Annotated in this window: 26 protein-coding genes and 1 pseudogene; all 27 read right to left on the bottom strand. The window is 67.2% G+C overall.

All coding sequences use genetic code 11. From position 1 onward, the window contains the following. Window positions 1–19: 19 nt before the first annotated feature. The 27 genes and pseudogenes from truA to rpsS all read right to left on the bottom strand — a co-directional run bounded on the left by truA (window position 20) and on the right by rpsS (window position 14,720). Entirely contained in the window at window positions 20–877 is an 858-nt protein-coding gene (truA, locus tag ACIBCJ_RS26460) for a tRNA pseudouridine(38-40) synthase TruA (RefSeq protein WP_133887700.1), read from the bottom strand. A gap of 166 nt (window positions 878–1,043) precedes the next feature. Next, entirely contained in the window at window positions 1,044–1,544 is a 501-nt protein-coding gene (rplQ, locus tag ACIBCJ_RS26455; protein WP_362100797.1) for a 50S ribosomal protein L17, read from the bottom strand. A gap of 161 nt (window positions 1,545–1,705) precedes the next feature. Continuing rightward, window positions 1,706–2,728: a DNA-directed RNA polymerase subunit alpha gene (locus ACIBCJ_RS26450; protein WP_003966937.1), complete on the bottom strand. Its 1,023-nt coding sequence runs from the start codon at window positions 2,726–2,728 to the stop codon at window positions 1,706–1,708. A 140-nt stretch (window positions 2,729–2,868) separates the two neighbouring features. After that, the gene (rpsK, locus tag ACIBCJ_RS26445; RefSeq protein WP_007443997.1) at window positions 2,869–3,273 is read right to left on the bottom strand and encodes a 30S ribosomal protein S11; all 405 of its coding nucleotides are present in this window, start codon (window positions 3,271–3,273) and stop codon (window positions 2,869–2,871) included. A gap of 66 nt (window positions 3,274–3,339) precedes the next feature. After that, on the bottom strand, window positions 3,340–3,720 hold the full coding sequence (gene rpsM / locus ACIBCJ_RS26440) for a 30S ribosomal protein S13 (protein ID WP_003974244.1): 381 nt from the start codon (window positions 3,718–3,720) through the stop codon (window positions 3,340–3,342). 188 nt (window positions 3,721–3,908) lie between these two features. Next, window positions 3,909–4,022, bottom strand: a complete 114-nt coding sequence (rpmJ, locus tag ACIBCJ_RS26435; protein ID WP_003974245.1) for a 50S ribosomal protein L36 — start codon at window positions 4,020–4,022, stop codon at window positions 3,909–3,911. Between the two features lie 68 nt (window positions 4,023–4,090). Beyond that, complete coding sequence (infA, locus tag ACIBCJ_RS26430; RefSeq protein WP_003948620.1) at window positions 4,091–4,312, bottom strand: translation initiation factor IF-1; 222 nt, start codon at window positions 4,310–4,312, stop codon at window positions 4,091–4,093. A gap of 141 nt (window positions 4,313–4,453) precedes the next feature. Beyond that, a pseudogene (locus ACIBCJ_RS26425) lies at window positions 4,454–4,543 on the bottom strand (type I methionyl aminopeptidase); the annotation flags it as partial. Window positions 4,544–4,650: 107 nt separating this feature from the next. Then, window positions 4,651–5,487 (bottom strand): type I methionyl aminopeptidase, encoded by an 837-nt coding sequence (map, locus tag ACIBCJ_RS26420; protein ID WP_365980433.1) that lies wholly within the window; start codon window positions 5,485–5,487, stop codon window positions 4,651–4,653. 146 nt (window positions 5,488–5,633) lie between these two features. Further along, window positions 5,634–6,290 (bottom strand): adenylate kinase, encoded by a 657-nt coding sequence (locus ACIBCJ_RS26415; RefSeq protein ID WP_133887697.1) that lies wholly within the window; start codon window positions 6,288–6,290, stop codon window positions 5,634–5,636. After that, on the bottom strand, window positions 6,290–7,603 hold the full coding sequence (gene secY / locus ACIBCJ_RS26410) for a preprotein translocase subunit SecY (RefSeq protein ID WP_362100789.1): 1,314 nt from the start codon (window positions 7,601–7,603) through the stop codon (window positions 6,290–6,292). Before secY ends, ACIBCJ_RS26415 begins: the two co-directional genes overlap by 1 nt. Window positions 7,604–7,855: 252 nt before the next feature. Then, the gene (rplO, locus tag ACIBCJ_RS26405) at window positions 7,856–8,311 is read right to left on the bottom strand and encodes a 50S ribosomal protein L15 (protein WP_003974249.1); all 456 of its coding nucleotides are present in this window, start codon (window positions 8,309–8,311) and stop codon (window positions 7,856–7,858) included. 2 nt (window positions 8,312–8,313) lie between these two features. Further along, window positions 8,314–8,496 (bottom strand): 50S ribosomal protein L30, encoded by a 183-nt coding sequence (gene rpmD / locus ACIBCJ_RS26400; RefSeq protein WP_006140898.1) that lies wholly within the window; start codon window positions 8,494–8,496, stop codon window positions 8,314–8,316. A gap of 2 nt (window positions 8,497–8,498) precedes the next feature. Next, entirely contained in the window at window positions 8,499–9,104 is a 606-nt protein-coding gene (rpsE, locus tag ACIBCJ_RS26395) for a 30S ribosomal protein S5 (RefSeq protein WP_133887695.1), read from the bottom strand. Between the two features lie 43 nt (window positions 9,105–9,147). After that, on the bottom strand, window positions 9,148–9,531 hold the full coding sequence (gene rplR, locus ACIBCJ_RS26390; RefSeq protein ID WP_121748663.1) for a 50S ribosomal protein L18: 384 nt from the start codon (window positions 9,529–9,531) through the stop codon (window positions 9,148–9,150). Between the two features lie 3 nt (window positions 9,532–9,534). Then, a complete protein-coding gene (gene rplF / locus ACIBCJ_RS26385) occupies window positions 9,535–10,074 on the bottom strand; it encodes a 50S ribosomal protein L6 (protein WP_003974253.1) in 540 nt (179 codons plus the stop codon). A gap of 24 nt (window positions 10,075–10,098) precedes the next feature. Further along, window positions 10,099–10,497, bottom strand: a complete 399-nt coding sequence (gene rpsH / locus ACIBCJ_RS26380) for a 30S ribosomal protein S8 (protein WP_003974254.1) — start codon at window positions 10,495–10,497, stop codon at window positions 10,099–10,101. A gap of 235 nt (window positions 10,498–10,732) precedes the next feature. Then, entirely contained in the window at window positions 10,733–10,918 is a 186-nt protein-coding gene (locus ACIBCJ_RS26375) for a type Z 30S ribosomal protein S14 (RefSeq protein ID WP_003948630.1), read from the bottom strand. A 5-nt stretch (window positions 10,919–10,923) separates the two neighbouring features. Beyond that, window positions 10,924–11,481 carry a 50S ribosomal protein L5 gene (gene rplE / locus ACIBCJ_RS26370; RefSeq protein WP_003974255.1) on the bottom strand — a complete coding sequence of 186 codons (558 nt, stop codon included), beginning with the start codon at window positions 11,479–11,481 and terminating at the stop codon, window positions 10,924–10,926. Then, entirely contained in the window at window positions 11,481–11,804 is a 324-nt protein-coding gene (gene rplX / locus ACIBCJ_RS26365; RefSeq protein ID WP_003992365.1) for a 50S ribosomal protein L24, read from the bottom strand. Before rplX ends, rplE begins: the two co-directional genes overlap by 1 nt. A gap of 2 nt (window positions 11,805–11,806) precedes the next feature. After that, window positions 11,807–12,175 (bottom strand): 50S ribosomal protein L14, encoded by a 369-nt coding sequence (gene rplN / locus ACIBCJ_RS26360; RefSeq protein WP_003974257.1) that lies wholly within the window; start codon window positions 12,173–12,175, stop codon window positions 11,807–11,809. 107 nt (window positions 12,176–12,282) lie between these two features. After that, complete coding sequence (gene rpsQ, locus ACIBCJ_RS26355; RefSeq protein WP_003974258.1) at window positions 12,283–12,570, bottom strand: 30S ribosomal protein S17; 288 nt, start codon at window positions 12,568–12,570, stop codon at window positions 12,283–12,285. Next, complete coding sequence (gene rpmC, locus ACIBCJ_RS26350) at window positions 12,570–12,794, bottom strand: 50S ribosomal protein L29 (RefSeq protein ID WP_003974259.1); 225 nt, start codon at window positions 12,792–12,794, stop codon at window positions 12,570–12,572. Before rpmC ends, rpsQ begins: the two co-directional genes overlap by 1 nt. After that, window positions 12,794–13,213 carry a 50S ribosomal protein L16 gene (rplP, locus tag ACIBCJ_RS26345; protein ID WP_003974260.1) on the bottom strand — a complete coding sequence of 140 codons (420 nt, stop codon included), beginning with the start codon at window positions 13,211–13,213 and terminating at the stop codon, window positions 12,794–12,796. Before rplP ends, rpmC begins: the two co-directional genes overlap by 1 nt. A 5-nt stretch (window positions 13,214–13,218) precedes the next feature. Further along, window positions 13,219–14,049: a 30S ribosomal protein S3 gene (gene rpsC, locus ACIBCJ_RS26340; RefSeq protein WP_109034237.1), complete on the bottom strand. Its 831-nt coding sequence runs from the start codon at window positions 14,047–14,049 to the stop codon at window positions 13,219–13,221. Continuing rightward, complete coding sequence (gene rplV / locus ACIBCJ_RS26335; protein WP_003974262.1) at window positions 14,049–14,396, bottom strand: 50S ribosomal protein L22; 348 nt, start codon at window positions 14,394–14,396, stop codon at window positions 14,049–14,051. The genes rpsC and rplV overlap by 1 nt, the downstream gene beginning before the upstream one ends. A 42-nt stretch (window positions 14,397–14,438) precedes the next feature. Then, complete coding sequence (gene rpsS / locus ACIBCJ_RS26330; RefSeq protein ID WP_003974263.1) at window positions 14,439–14,720, bottom strand: 30S ribosomal protein S19; 282 nt, start codon at window positions 14,718–14,720, stop codon at window positions 14,439–14,441.

The raw sequence follows: 14,720 nt of genomic DNA, 5'->3' as shown, positions 1-14,720 counted from the left end.
GAGAGCGGCCGCACTCCCCTCAGCAGCAGCCGGCTCCCGGCAGCGACCGCTTGTTGCGCGCCTCCTTGTTCCGGGCCGCCAGCAGCTCGTCGGCCGGGTAGCCGACCTCCTCGAGCGTCAGCCCGTGCGGCCGTACGACGTGCACGGCCGAGTCCCGTACGCCCGCGGCGAGCACCTTCGCCGGCCAGTCGGGCGCCCGGTGGCCGTCGCCGACGAACAGCAGGGCGCCGATCAGGGAACGCACCATGTTGTGGCAGAAGGCGTCGGCCCGCACGGTGGCGGTGACGATCCCGTCCTCCTCGCCCCGCACCAGGCTCAGCTCCTGGAGCGTGCGGATGGTGGTCGCCCCCTCGCGCTTCTTGCAGTAGGCGGCGAAGTCGTGCTCGCCCAGCAGTCCGCGGGCGGCCTCGTTCATGGCGTCCACGTCGAGCGGCCAGTCGTGCCACAGCACGTGCCCGCGCAGCAGCGGGTCGACGCCGCCGGGGTTGTCGGTGACCCGGTAGGCGTAGCGCCGCCAGACCGCCGAGAACCGGGCGTTGAACCCGCTCGGCGCCTCCCTGAGCGCCCAGACCCGCACGTCCCTCGGCAGCCGCCCCGCGAGCCGCTTGAGCAGCTTCACGTGGTGCTCGGCCCACACCTCGCGCGGCAGATCGACGTGGGCGACCTGCCCTCGCGCGTGCACGCCCGCGTCGGTCCGCCCGGCGACCGTCAGCTCGTACGTCTCCCGCGACCGGGTGACCGTCCGCAGCGCGTCCTCGATCTCCCCCTGCACGGTCCGCCGCCCCCCGGCCTGCTTGGCCCACCCGGAGAACTCGCTCCCGTCGTAGGAGAGATCCAGCCGCACCCGCACGAACCCGGCCTCAACTTCGTCACTCACCCGCAGATCCTCTCACCCACACGAAAGCGGGCCCGCCCCTGAAAAGGAACGGACCCGCCAACACCCTCAAGGGGCGCGGGGCTGTGCTCGATATGCGGCTCCGCCGCGTGGGCGCGACAAGCCACCACGAACCCGCAGCCGCAGCCGCACAGCCCCCGGCAGACGCTTACGCGTCCTTGGACTCCTCGGCCGGAGCCTCGTCGGCCTTGGCCGTGTCGACCTTGGCCTCGGCAGCCTCGGTGCCCTCGGCGTCCTTGGCCGCGCGCTTCGTCGCGGCCTCGGCCTCGCCGGTGGCCTGCTGCGCCACGGTCAGCGCCTCGACCAGCTCGATGACGGCCATGGCCGCGTTGTCGCCACGGCGGTTACCGATCTTGGTGATCCGGGTGTAGCCACCGGGACGGTTCTCGTAGCGCGGGCCGATCTCGGTGAAGAGCGTGTGGACGACGCTCTTGTCCGTGATGACCTGGAGCACCTGACGGCGGTTGTGAAGGTCGCCCTTCTTCGCCTTGGTGACCAGACGCTCGGCGTACGGACGCAGCTTGCGCGCCTTCGCCTCGGTGGTCGTGATCTTGCCGTGCTCGAAGAGCGACTTCGCGAGGTTCGCGAGGAGCAGCTTCTCGTGCGCGGCGCTGCCGCCCAGACGGGCACCCTTGGTGGGCTTCGGCATGGTGTTTCTCCTAGGTGTCTGCCCCGGCCGTATCAGGTACCGAGGTCAGTATCCGAGCAGGCGGTCGCCTGTCGGAGACCCCGCGCCCCAAAGGGGCGCGGGGAACTGCGCGACCAGCCACAGCGGGCCGGCAGCCGGAACGAACCGTCGAACCCGAGCTCTTAGTACTGCTCGGTCTCCACGAAGCCCGCGTCCGCGTCGTCGTCCGCGCCGAACGCGTCCGCGGCGGCGGTCGGGTCGAACCCGGGAGGCGAGTCCTTCAGCGCCAGGCCCATGCCCGCGAGCTTGGCCTTGACCTCGTCGATCGACTTCGCACCGAAGTTGCGGATGTCGAGCAGGTCCGCCTCGGAACGGGCCACGAGCTCACCCACGGAGTGGATGCCCTCGCGCTTGAGGCAGTTGTACGACCGAACGGTGAGCTCCAGCTCCTCGATCGGCAGCGCCAGATCGGCGGCGAGCGCGGCGTCCGTCGGGGACGGACCCATGTCGATGCCCTCGGCGTCGATGTTCAGCTCGCGGGCGAGACCGAACAGCTCGACCAGCGTCTTGCCCGCGGAGGCCATGGCGTCACGCGGACGCATCGCCTGCTTGGTCTCGACGTCGACGATCAGCTTGTCGAAGTCGGTGCGCTGCTCGACACGCGTGGCCTCGACCTTGTACGTGACCTTGAGGACCGGCGAGTAGATCGAGTCGACCGGGATGCGCCCGATCTCCTGACCGACCTGCTTGTTCTGCACGGCGGAGACGTAGCCGCGACCGCGCTCGACGGTCAGCTCCATCTCCAGCTTGCCCTTGCCGTTGAGCGTGGCGAGGACGAGGTCGGGGTTGTGCACCTCGACACCGGCCGGCGGCGCGATGTCGGCGGCGGTGACCAGACCCGGGCCCTGCTTGCGCAGGTACATCACGACGGGCTCGTCGTGCTCCGAGGAGACGACCAGCTGCTTGATGTTGAGGATCAGGTCGGTGACGTCCTCCTTGACGCCCGGCACGGTGGTGAACTCGTGCAGGACACCGTCGATGCGGATGCTGGTGACAGCAGCGCCGGGGATCGACGAGAGGAGGGTGCGGCGGAGCGAGTTGCCGAGGGTGTAGCCGAAGCCCGGCTCCAGCGGCTCGATGACGAACCGGGAGCGGAACTCGTCGACGACCTCTTCGGTCAACGAGGGACGCTGAGCGATCAGCATGTGGTGATCCTTCAGTCAGGGGCGCCCGCTATTTGACGCCCGACTCTGTAATGCAAGGGTACGGGCGGCACGACCCGAAGGAGCCGTACCGCCCGCGAAACCCTGGTGAAGCGTCGTACCGATGTCGCCGTGAGGCGAGATCAGACGCGACGACGCTTCGGCGGACGGCAGCCGTTGTGCGGGGTGGGCGTGACGTCCTGGATGGAGCCGACCTCGAGGCCGGTCGCCTGCAGGGAGCGGATGGCGGTCTCACGACCGGAACCCGGGCCCTTGACGAACACGTCGACCTTGCGCATGCCGTGCTCCTGCGCGCGGCGGGCAGCCGACTCGGCGGCCATCTGCGCGGCGAACGGCGTGGACTTCCGGGAGCCCTTGAAGCCGACGTGGCCGGCGGAGGCCCAGGAGATCACGTTGCCGGTCGGGTCCGTGATGGACACGATCGTGTTGTTGAACGTGCTCTTGATGTGCGCGTGGCCGTGAGCGACGTTCTTCTTTTCCTTGCGGCGCACCTTCTTGGTCGCGCCCTGACGTCCCTTGGGGGGCATGTCGTTCTCCTACGGGAGGTGGTCGGTCCTACAGCGAAGACCGCTGGACGGCGAGTCCGCTGCGGACTACTTCTTGCCCGGCTTCTTCTTGCCGGCGATCGCGCGACGCGGGCCCTTGCGGGTGCGGGCGTTCGTGCTGGTGCGCTGACCGCGGACGGGCAGACCGCGACGGTGACGGAGACCCTGGTAGGTACCGATCTCGACCTTGCGGCGGATGTCGGCCTGGACCTCGCGACGGAGGTCACCCTCGGTCTTGATGTTGTTGTCGACGTACTCGCGGATCGCGACGAGCTGCTCCTCGGAGAGGTCCCGAACACGGGTGTTCGGGTCCACGCCGGTCGCGGCGAGCGTCTGCTGAGAGAGGGTCCGGCCGATGCCGAACACGTAGGTGAGGGCGATCTCCACGCGCTTTTCGCGCGGGATGTCAACACCGGAAACGCGTGCCATTCAATGGCTCCAGTTGGTTGTCGGAGGTCTTCCACAGGACCGGTCCCCGGCCGCCGTATGAGGTACGGATCGGGTCCCCGGCCTCCGAACCGGGGGTGTCGGGCGACGACTCGCCCGGGTCCTGCGTATGAACATGTTCAGCTCGCGTCGCGCGAAGTCCTGCGAATCGCGGAGGGAACGGTCAGGCGTCAGCCCTGGCGCTGCTTGTGGCGCGGGTTGTCGCAGATGACCATGACCCGGCCGTGACGGCGGATCACCCTGCACTTGTCGCAGATCTTCTTGACGCTCGGCTTGACCTTCATGGGTGTGAGGTTCTCCGGGTCAGTTGCCGGCGGACCCGTGCGCGGGGCACACGGGGCGTGGGCAAGATCTACTTGTACCGGTAGACGATCCGGCCACGCGTCAGGTCGTACGGAGACAGCTCCACCACGACCCGGTCGTCAGGGAGGATGCGGATGTAGTGCATGCGCATCTTGCCGCTGATGTGTGCCAGGACCTGGTGGCCGTTCTGGAGCTCGACCTTGAACATGGCGTTCGGAAGAGACTCGACGACAGTGCCCTCGATCTCGATGGCACCTTGCTTCTTGGCCACGCTTCGCCCTTCGAATCGACTACCTTGATCGACTCAGCCTGTATCCCGCACGACATGCGGGCACACGTGAGCCGACGAGTCAGTCTACGTCAGGGGACCCGGAAAGGCGAAACGAGGAAGTCTGCCCCGCCTGCGAGATCGTTATGCCAGCGGGTCCGGTGCCGCCGTCACGCCCAGCTCCGCCAGCTTCGCCCGGCCGCCGTCGGGCGCCGTCAGGACCAGCGGCCCCTGCACTGCCGATTCTCCACGCCCCTCTCGCGGGCTCGGCGCCAGGGGCGCCTCACAAGCTTCGAGCGGCTGCGCCGGCCTCCGACCGGCGGTCGTGGCTCGGGCCAACGTCACGCCAGCGGGTCCGGTGCCGCCGTCACGCCCAGCTCCGCCAGCTTCGCCCGGCCGCCGTCGGGCGCCGTCAGGACCAGCGGCCCCTGTTCGGTCAGCGCCACCGAGTGCTCCCAGTGGGAGGACCAGGTGCCGTCCGTCGTGATGACCGTCCAGTCGTCGGAGAGGACCTCGGTGCGCGGGGTGCCCAGGGAGACCATCGGCTCGATGGCGAGGCAGAAGCCGGGGACCAGCTTCGGGCCCTTGCCGCGGCGCCGGTCGACGTAGTTCAGCAGGTGCGGGTCCATGTGCATCTCGGTGCCGATGCCGTGGCCGCCGTAGTCCTCGATGATCCCGTACTTGCCGCCGCCGGGCTTGGGCTGGCGGCGGATGTAGGTCTCGATGGCGCGCGAGACGTCGACCAGGCGGTTGCCCTGCTTCATCGCCGCGATGCCCGCCCACATCGACTCCTCGGTCACCCGGGACAGCTCGACCAGCTCCGGGGCGTGGCCGGAGCCGACGAAGGCCGTGTAGGCGGCGTCGCCGTGCCAGCCGTCGATGATCGCGCCGCAGTCGATGGAGATGACGTCGCCGTCCTTGAGGACCACGTCGTCGGACGGGATGCCGTGGACGACGACCTCGTTGACCGAGGTGCAGATCGTGGCGGGGAAGCCGCCGTACCCGAGGAAGTTCGGCTTGGCGTCGTGCTCCGCGAGGACCTTGCGGGCGACCTGGTCCAGGTCCTTGGTGGTCGCTCCGGGCACGGCGGCCTCGCGGGTGGCCGCGTGGATGGCGGCGACGACCAGCCCCGCCTCGCGCATCTTGGCGATCTGCTCGGGGTTCTTGATCTGCACCATGGGGGCTGCGGCCTTTCTGAACGGGACGGGACCGGTGAGGGGGGCGGAGGGGGACGGTTCCCACGATACGGGGCCGGGCCGTCCCACCCCACAGCACAGCCGCGGCCCCCTGAGCGAGAGACCGCGGCTGCGAGCCGTGCGGATGACTACTGGTCGTCGCGCTTGAGCGCCTCCAGCGCGCGGCGGGTGACCTCGTCCACGGGTCCCGTCGCGGCGATGGTGGCGACCAGGCCCTGCGCCTTGTAGTAGTCGATGATCGGCTCGGTCTGCGTGTGGTAGACCTCCAGCCGCTTGCGGACCGTCTCCTCGGAGTCGTCGTCCCGCTGGTACAGCTCGCCGCCGCAGACGTCGCAGACGCCTTCCTTCTTCGGCGGGGTGTACGTCACGTGGAAGACGTGGGCCGAGTCGTTGCGGCAGACGCGCCGGCCGGCGATCCGCTTGACGACCTCGTCCTCCGGGGCCTCCAGGTCCAGCACCGCGTCGAGCCTCATGTCCTCGGTCTCGAGCAGCTCGTCCAGCGCCTCGGCCTGGGAGACGTTGCGCGGGAAACCGTCCAGCAGGAAGCCGCCCTCGGCGTCGGGCTGCTCCATGCGGTCCTTCGCCATGGCGATGGTGACCTCGTCCGGCACCAGGTTGCCGGCGTCCATGTAGGACTTCGCGAGCTTGCCCAGTTCGGTCTGCTGGCTGATGTTCGCGCGGAACAGGTCGCCCGTGGAGATGTGCGGAATCTGCAGCGTCTCGGCAAGGCGGGTGGCCTGCGTTCCCTTTCCGGCGCCCGGAGGCCCGACGAGGACGATTCGCATCAGCGGAGGAACCCTTCGTAATTGCGCTGCTGGAGCTGGCTCTCGATCTGCTTCACCGTCTCGAGACCGACACCCACGATGATCAGGATGCTGGTGCCGCCGAACGGGAAGTTCTGGTTTGCCCCGAAACCAGCCAACGCCATTGTCGGGACGAGAGCGATCAGGCCCAAGTACAGCGAACCCGGCCAGGTGATCCGGTTGAGTACGTAGCTCAGGTACTCAGCGGTCGGTCGGCCAGCCCGGATGCCCGGGATGAAGCCACCATACTTCTTCATGTTGTCCGCGACTTCCTCGGGGTTGAACGAGATGGCCACGTAGAAGAAGGCGAAGAACACGATCAGGAAGAAGTACAGGATGATGTGCGGCGTCGCCGCGGTGTCCGCGAGGTTCTTCGTGATCCAGGTGGCCCAGCCCGCCGTCGAGTTCGAGAACTGGACGATCAGCGCCGGGATGTAGAGCAGCGACGAGGCGAAGATGACGGGGATGACACCCGCCTGGTTCACCTTGAGCGGGATGTACGTCGACGTGCCGCCGTAGGAGCGGCGGCCGATCATGCGCTTCGCGTACTGGACCGGGATGCGGCGCTGGGCCTGCTCGACGAAGACCACGAGACCGACCATCACCAGGCCGACCAGGATGACGGTGCCGAACTCGATCCAGCCGTCCGCCAGGTCGCCCGACGTCTTGATCGCCCACAGCGCGGACGGGAAGGTCGCGGCGATCGAGATGAACATCAGGATCGACATGCCGTTGCCGATGCCGCGGTCGGTGATCAGCTCGCCGAGCCACATGACGACGGCCGTACCGGCGGTCATGGTGATGACCATGACGATCGTGGTGAAGATCGCCTGGTCGGGCACGATCTGGCCGGCGACGGTGCAGCCGGAGAAGAGGGCGCCGCTGCGGGCGGTGGCCACCAGGCCGGTGCCCTGAAGGATGGCGAGCGCGATGGTCAGGTAGCGGGTGTACTGCGTGATCTTCGCCGTACCGGCCTGGCCCTCCTTCTTGAGGGCTTCCAGACGCGGGATGACGACGGTCAGCAGCTGCAGAATGATGCTCGCCGTGATGTACGGCATGATGCCGAGCGCGAAGACCGTGATCTGCAGCAGGGCGCCACCGCTGAACATGTTGACCAGGCCGAAGAGGCCCTGGTTGCCGGACGCCTGGTCCACGCACTCCTGGACGTTCTTGTAGTCGACGCCTGGAATGGGGATGTGGGTACCGAGGCGGTACACCACGATGATGCCGAGCGTGAAGAGCAGCTTCTTGCGCAGGTCGGGCGTCTTGAACGCCCGGGCGAACGCGGTGAGCACGGTGCCTCCTGCGACCCCCGCGCTACTGCGTCAAGGGTGACGGTCTTGAGGTTCGACGACTGATAAGTGGACGGCTAAGTGACTAACGCTGAGCCGCCGCCCAGAGTGCCTCATGTGACGCACCCGTGAAAGAGGGCAGCGCTGGCCACCTTACCGGCGGGAGTACTCCCCTTGGAACGACCAACCGGGGATACCCCTTTTGTGGGGCATCCCCGGTCGGGATCGCTCAAGTCATCGAGGCGCCTGAAGGATTCAGACGAGCTCGGTGACGGTACCGCCGGCGGCGGTGATCTTCTCCTTGGCGGAGCCGGAGACGGCGTCGACCGTCACCTGCAGCGCCACGGAGATCTCGCCCTGGCCGAGGACCTTGACGAGGCTGTTCTTGCGAACGGCACCCTTGGCCACGAGGCCCTCGACGGTGACCTCGCCACCCTCGGGGTACAGCGCGGCCAGCTTGTCGAGGTTCACGACCTGGAACTCGGTCTTGAACGGGTTCTTGAAGCCCTTCAGCTTCGGAAGACGCATGTGGAGGGGCATCTGGCCACCCTCGAAGCGCTCCGGAACCTGGTAACGGGCCTTCGTGCCCTTGGTACCACGACCGGCCGTCTTACCCTTCGACGCCTCACCACGACCGACACGGGTCTTGGCGGTCTTGGCGCCCGGGGCGGGACGGAGGTTGTGGATCTTGAGCGGGTTGTTTTCCGCCATGATCAGTCGACCTCCTCGACCGACACGAGGTGGCGGACGGTGTGCACCATGCCGCGGAACTCGGGGCGGTCCTCCTTGACGACCTGCGTGTTGATCCCCTTGAGACCAAGGGAGCGCAGGGTGTCACGGTGGTTCTGCTTGCTGCCGATGTAGGACTTGACCTGCGTAATCTTGAGCTGCGCCATGATTACGCACCCGCCCCGGCACGCGCACGGAGAAGAGCCGCGGGGGCGACGTCCTCGAGCGGCAGACCACGGCGGGCCGCGATCTCCTCGGGACGCTGCAGGCCCTTGAGGGCCTCCACGGTCGCGTGCACGATGTTGATCTGGTTGTCGGAGCCGAGCGACTTCGACAGCACGTCGTGGATACCGGCGCACTCGAGCACGGCGCGCACCGGACCACCGGCGATAACACCGGTACCGGGGGACGCGGGCTTGAGCAGCACGACGCCGGCAGCCTTCTCACCCTGGATGGGGTGCGGGATGGTGCCCTGGATGCGGGGGACCTTGAAGAAGTGCTTCTTGGCCTCCTCAACGCCCTTGGCGATGGCGGCCGGCACCTCCTTGGCCTTGCCGTATCCGACACCCACGGTGCCGTCACCGTCGCCCACCACGACCAGCGCGGTGAAGCTGAAGCGACGACCACCCTTCACAACCTTGGCGACGCGGTTGATCGCGACGACGCGCTCAACGTAAGCGGTCTTCTCGGCGGCACCTGCGCCACCGTCACGGCCCTTCCGGTCCCGCCGCTCGCCGCCACCGGCACCGCCACCGCGGCGCTGGGGTCCAGCCATTGGAATTACCTCTCTCTGTTTCCGCTAGCGATACGGAACCGGCTCAGAACTTCAGTCCGGCTTCGCGGGCGGCGTCCGCCAGGGCGGCGATGCGCCCGGCGTACTGGTTACCACCACGGTCGAACACGACGGCCTCGACACCGGCGGCCTTGGCGCGCTCGGCGACCAGGGCACCGACCTGCTTGGCCTGGGCCGACTTGTCCGCCTCGCCACCACGGATCGAGGTGTCCAGGGTGGACGCCGACGCAAGGGTGTGACCCTTGAGGTCGTCGATCACCTGGGCCACGATGTGGCGGTTCGAGCGGGTAACGACCAGACGGGGACGCTCCGCCGTACCCGAGAGATTCTTGCGAATCCGGATGTGGCGGCGCTTGATCGCGGCGCGCTTGTAGGCGTCGCCCTTCAGGATCTTCTGTCCGTATGCCATGGCTTACTTACCCGCCTTTCCGACCTTGCGGCGGATGACTTCGCCCTCGTACTTGACGCCCTTGGCCTTGTACGGGTCGGGCTTGCGCAGCTTGCGGATGTTGGCCGCAACCTCGCCGACCTTCTGCTTGTCGATGCCCTCGACCGAGAAGTGGGTCGGGTTCTCCACCTTGAAGGTGATGCCCTCGGGGGCCTCGACCAGGATCGGGTGGCTGTAGCCGAGGGAGAACTCCAGGTTCGAACCCTTGGCGAGCACGCGGTAACCGACACCGCTGATCTCGAGCTTCTTCACGTAACCCTGGGTCACGCCGGTGATCATGTTCGCCACCAGCGTGCGGGACAGGCCGTGCAGGGCCTTGCTCTGACGCTCGTCGTTGGGGCGCGTGACGTTCAGAACGCCGTCCTCACCCTTGGCGATGTCGATCGGCGCCACGACGGTGTGGGTCAGCGAGCCCTTGGGGCCCTTGACCGAGACCGTACGGCCGTCGATGGTGACGTCCACGCCGGCGGGAACCGCGATGGGGAGCTTGCCGATGCGCGACATAGCTGTTTCCTCCGTTCCCTTCCGTTACCAGACGTAGGCGAGGACTTCTCCGCCTACGCCCTTCTTGCCGGCCTGCTTGTCGGTGAGGAGCCCGTGGGACGTGGAGATGATCGCCACGCCGAGGCCACCCAGCACCTTGGGCAGGTTGGTGGACTTCGCGTACACCCGGAGACCGGGCTTGGAGATCCGCTTGATGCCCGCGATGGAGCGCTCACGGTTCGGACCGAACTTCAGCTCGAGGGTGAGGTTCTTGCCGACCTCGGCGTCCTCGGTCTTCCAGCCGGTGATGAAGCCCTCCTGCTGGAGGATCTCCGCGATGTGAGACTTGATCTTGGACGCCGGCATCGTCACGGAGTCGTGGTACGCCGAGTTCGCGTTCCGCAGACGCGTAAGCATGTCTGCGATCGGATCAGTCATGGTCATGAATTGGCCTTCGGCCTCTCTCGCCGGGGTTTCCTGGTGCGCCATCCCTCTCCCCGATCCGAGACGGGACGGGTGCGGCGCGGTGGACCTACGGCGTAGTAAGCAAATATGTGCAGGCACAGCCTGCGGGCGTACGGGCGGCAGACGCCCAACCCCACAAGCCTAAGGCATGCGGAGCCGGGCACCTGCCGACCCAGATGCTTACCGAGAGTCTGAATAACCCGGAATTACCGGATTACCAGGAGCTCTTGGTCACGCCCGGCAGCTCGCCACGGTGAGCCATCTCACGAAGGCACACGCGGCACAGGCCGAACTTGCGGTAGACGGAGTGCGGACGGCCGCAGCGCTGGCAGCGCGTGTAGCCGCGGACACCGAACTTGGGCTTGCGAGCAGCCTTGGCAATCAGAGCCTTCTTCGCCATCTCGCTCACGCCTCCTTGAAGGGGAAGCCGAGGTGACGAAGGAGCGCGCGGCCCTCAGCGTCGTTGGTCGCCGTGGTCACCACGGTGATGTCCATACCCCGGGTGCGGTCGATCTTGTCCTGGTCGATCTCGTGGAACATGACCTGCTCGGTGAGACCGAAGGTGTAGTTGCCACGACCGTCGAACTGCTTGGGGGACAGACCGCGGAAGTCGCGGATGCGCGGCAGCGCCAGCGACAGGGTGCGGTCCAGGAACTCCCACATGCGGTCGCCACGGAGCGTGACGTGGGCACCGATCGGCTGGCCCTCACGCAGCTTGAACTGCGCGATGGACTTGCGGGCCTTGGTGACGGCCGGCTTCTGACCGGTGATGGTGGTCAGGTCGCGGATCGCGCCCTCGATCAGCTTCGAGTCACGGGCGGCGTCGCCGACACCCATGTTGACCACGATCTTCACGAGGCCGGGGATCTGCATGACGTTCTCGTAGGAGAACTCCTCACGCAGCTTGCCCGCGATCTCCTCGCGGTACTTCGTCTTGAGACGCGGAGTGGTGGTGGTAGCCATCAGATGTCCTCACCCGTCCGCTTGGCAACGCGGATCTTGTTGCCCTCGTCGTCGAAGCGGTAACCGACGCGCGTGACGACCTTGTTGCCGTCCTTCTCCACGACCAGCTGAACGTTGGACACGTGGATCGGGGCCTCGGTGGTCACGATGCCGCCGGCCTGCGAACCGCGAGCGGTCGGACCGGCCTTGGTGTGCTTCTTGACCCGGTTGACACCCTCGACCAGGACGCGGTCCTCGCGGGGGAAGGCCGCGATGACCTTGCCCTGCTTGCCCTTGTCCTTACCGGTGATGACCTGGACCAGGTCGCCCTTCTTGATCTTCATGCTCACAGCACCTCCGGCGCGAGGGAGATGATCTTCATGAACTTCTTCTCGCGCAGCTCACGGCCGACCGGGCCGAAGATACGGGTGCCGCGAGGGTCGCCGTCGTTCTTCAGAATGACGGCGGCGTTCTCGTCGAAGCGGATGTACGAGCCGTCCGGACGGCGGCGCTCCTTGACGGTGCGAACGATGACCGCCTTGACGACGTCACCCTTCTTCACGTTGCCACCGGGGATCGCGTCCTTGACGGTGGCGACGATGACGTCACCGATACCCGCGTAGCGGCGACCGGAGCCACCGAGCACACGGATGGTGAGGATTTCCTTCGCACCCGTGTTGTCGGCGACACGCAGTCGCGACTCCTGCTGGATCACGTCTATCTCCTGAATGTCTGCCGGTTCCCCGGGAGTCGGTCACCGTGGTGAACGACTCCCGGAGCCTGGCGGAACTGTCCTGCGGGGAATGCCCCGCAGGAGATTTCTTACTTGGCCTTCTCGAGGACCTCGACGACGCGCCAGCGCTTCGTCGCGGACAGCGGCCGGGTCTCCATGAGGAGGACACGGTCGCCGACGCCCGCGGCGTTCTGCTCGTCGTGAGCCTTGAGCTTCTCGGTACGGCGGATGACCTTGCCGTACAGGGCGTGGGTCACGCGGTCCTCGACGGCGACGACGACGGTCTTGTCCATCTTGTCGCTGACGACCAGACCCTGGCGGGTCTTGCGGAAGCCGCGCGCGGCCTTCGTCTCTTCAGTCACGTTGCTCTCGCTCATCAGGCGCTCTCCACCGTCTCGATGCCCAGCTCGCGCTCACGCATCAGGGTGTAGATCCGGGCGATGTCCTTACGGACGGCCTTGAGCCGACCGTGGTTCTCGAGCTGGCCCGTCGCCGCCTGGAAGCGGAGGTTGAACAGCTCTTCCTTGGCCTCGCGGAGCTTCGCCAGAAGCTCCTCGTTGCCCAGCTCGCGCAGCTCGGACGCCTTGGTACCGGCCGACATCACGCTTCACCTGCCTCGCGCTTGACGATCCGGCACTTCATCGGCAGCTTGTGGGCCGCACGGGTCAGCGCCTCACGGGCGATCTTCTCGTTGGGGTAGGACAGCTCGAACATGACCCGGCCCGGGTGCACGTTCGCGATCCACCACTCCGGAGAACCCTTACCGGAACCCATGCGGGTCTCGGCCGGCTTCTTCGTGAGCGGGCGGTCCGGGTAGATGTTGATCCAGACCTTGCCGCCACGCTTGATGTGGCGGGTCATCGCGATACGGGCCGCCTCGATCTGGCGGTTGGTCACGTACGCCGGCGTGAGGGCCTGGATGCCGTACTCGCCGAACGCAACCTGCGTACCGCCCTTGGCCATGCCGCGGCGCTTGGGGTGGTGCTGCTTGCGGTGCTTGACCCTACGGGGGATCAGCATTTCGGTCAGGCCTCCGTTCCGGTGCTCTCAGCCGGAGCGGCAGCGGCGGGCGCGTCGGCCTTGGGAGCCTCGGCGGCCGGAGCCGACTGCTGCTGCGGCTTGCGCCCACGACGCTCGCCACCGCGGCCACCGCGGGCCGGGCGGTCGTTGCCGCCACGGGCCGGACGGTTGCCGGCGCGGGCGGCGGCGTTCTCGGCGCGGACCTCGGCGATGTTCTTGACGTCGCCCTTGTAGATCCAGACCTTCACGCCGATGCGGCCGAAGGTCGTCTTGGCCTCGAAGAAGCCGTAGTCCACGTTCGCGCGGAGCGTGTGCAGGGGCACACGGCCCTCGCGGTAGAACTCCGAGCGGGACATCTCGGCGCCACCGAGGCGGCCACCGCACTGGATCTTGATGCCCTTGGCGCCGGCCTTCATCGTGCCCTGCATGCTCTTGCGCATGGCGCGACGGAAGGAGACGCGGGAGGAGAGCTGCTCGGCGACGGCCTGGGCAACCAGCTGAGCGTCGGTCTCGGGGCTCTTGACCTCGAGGATGTTCAGCTGGACCTGCTTGCCGGTGAGCTTCTCGAGCTGACCGCGGATCTTGTCGGCCTCCGCACCGCGGCGGCCGATGACGATGCCCGGACGAGCCGTGTGGATGTCCACGCGGACGCGGTCACGGGTGCGCTCGATCTCGACCTTGGAGATGCCGGCGCGCTCCATGCCGGACGTCAGCATCCGACGGATGGCGACGTCTTCCTTGACGTAGTCCTTGTACAGCTTGTCGGCGTACCAACGCGACTTGAAGTCGGTCGTGACACCGAGCCGGAACCCGTGCGGGTTTACCTTCTGGCCCATTACCGGGTTCCTTCCTTGCTGCTGACGACCACGGTGATGTGGCTGGTCCGCTTGCGGATCCGGTAGGCGCGGCCCTGGGCGCGCGGACGGAACCGCTTCAGGGTCGGGCCCTCGTCGACGTACGCCTCGGAGATGAAGAGGCTGTCGGCGTCGGTGTGGTCGTAGTTGTGCGCGGCGTTGGCGATGGCGCTGTCCAGCACCTTGCCGACCGGCACGCTCGCGGCCTGCGGGGCGAAACGCAGGACCGCCTGAGCCTCCGTGGCATCCATGCCACGGATGAGGTCCACCACGCGGCGGGCCTTCATGGGCGTGACGCGGATGTACCGCGCCTGGGCCCTGGCTTCCATGGTTGTCCCTTCAGTGTTTGTCATGGTCATTCCACCCCGCTGTTAGCGGCGCTTCGACTTCCGGTCGTCCTTGACGTGACCCCGGAAGGTGCGCGTCGGCGAGAACTCGCCGAGCTTGTGGCCGACCATGGACTCGGTGACAAACACCGGGATGTGGGTCTTGCCGTTGTGCACCGCGATCGTGTGGCCGAGCATCGCCGGGACGATCATCGAGCGACGGGACCAGGTCTTGATGACGTTCTTGGTACCGGCTTCGTTCTGCGTGTCCACCTTCTTGATCAGGTGGTCGTCGACGAAGGGTCCCTTCTTCAAGCTACGAGGCAT

Origin of the sequence: Streptomyces sp. NPDC051136 (assembly GCF_044455745.1) — a bacterium.
Taxonomy (GTDB): Bacteria; Actinomycetota; Actinomycetes; order Streptomycetales; family Streptomycetaceae; genus Streptomyces.
The sequence above is the reverse complement of the archived record's forward strand: the minus strand, read 5'-3'. Positions and strand labels throughout refer to the sequence as shown.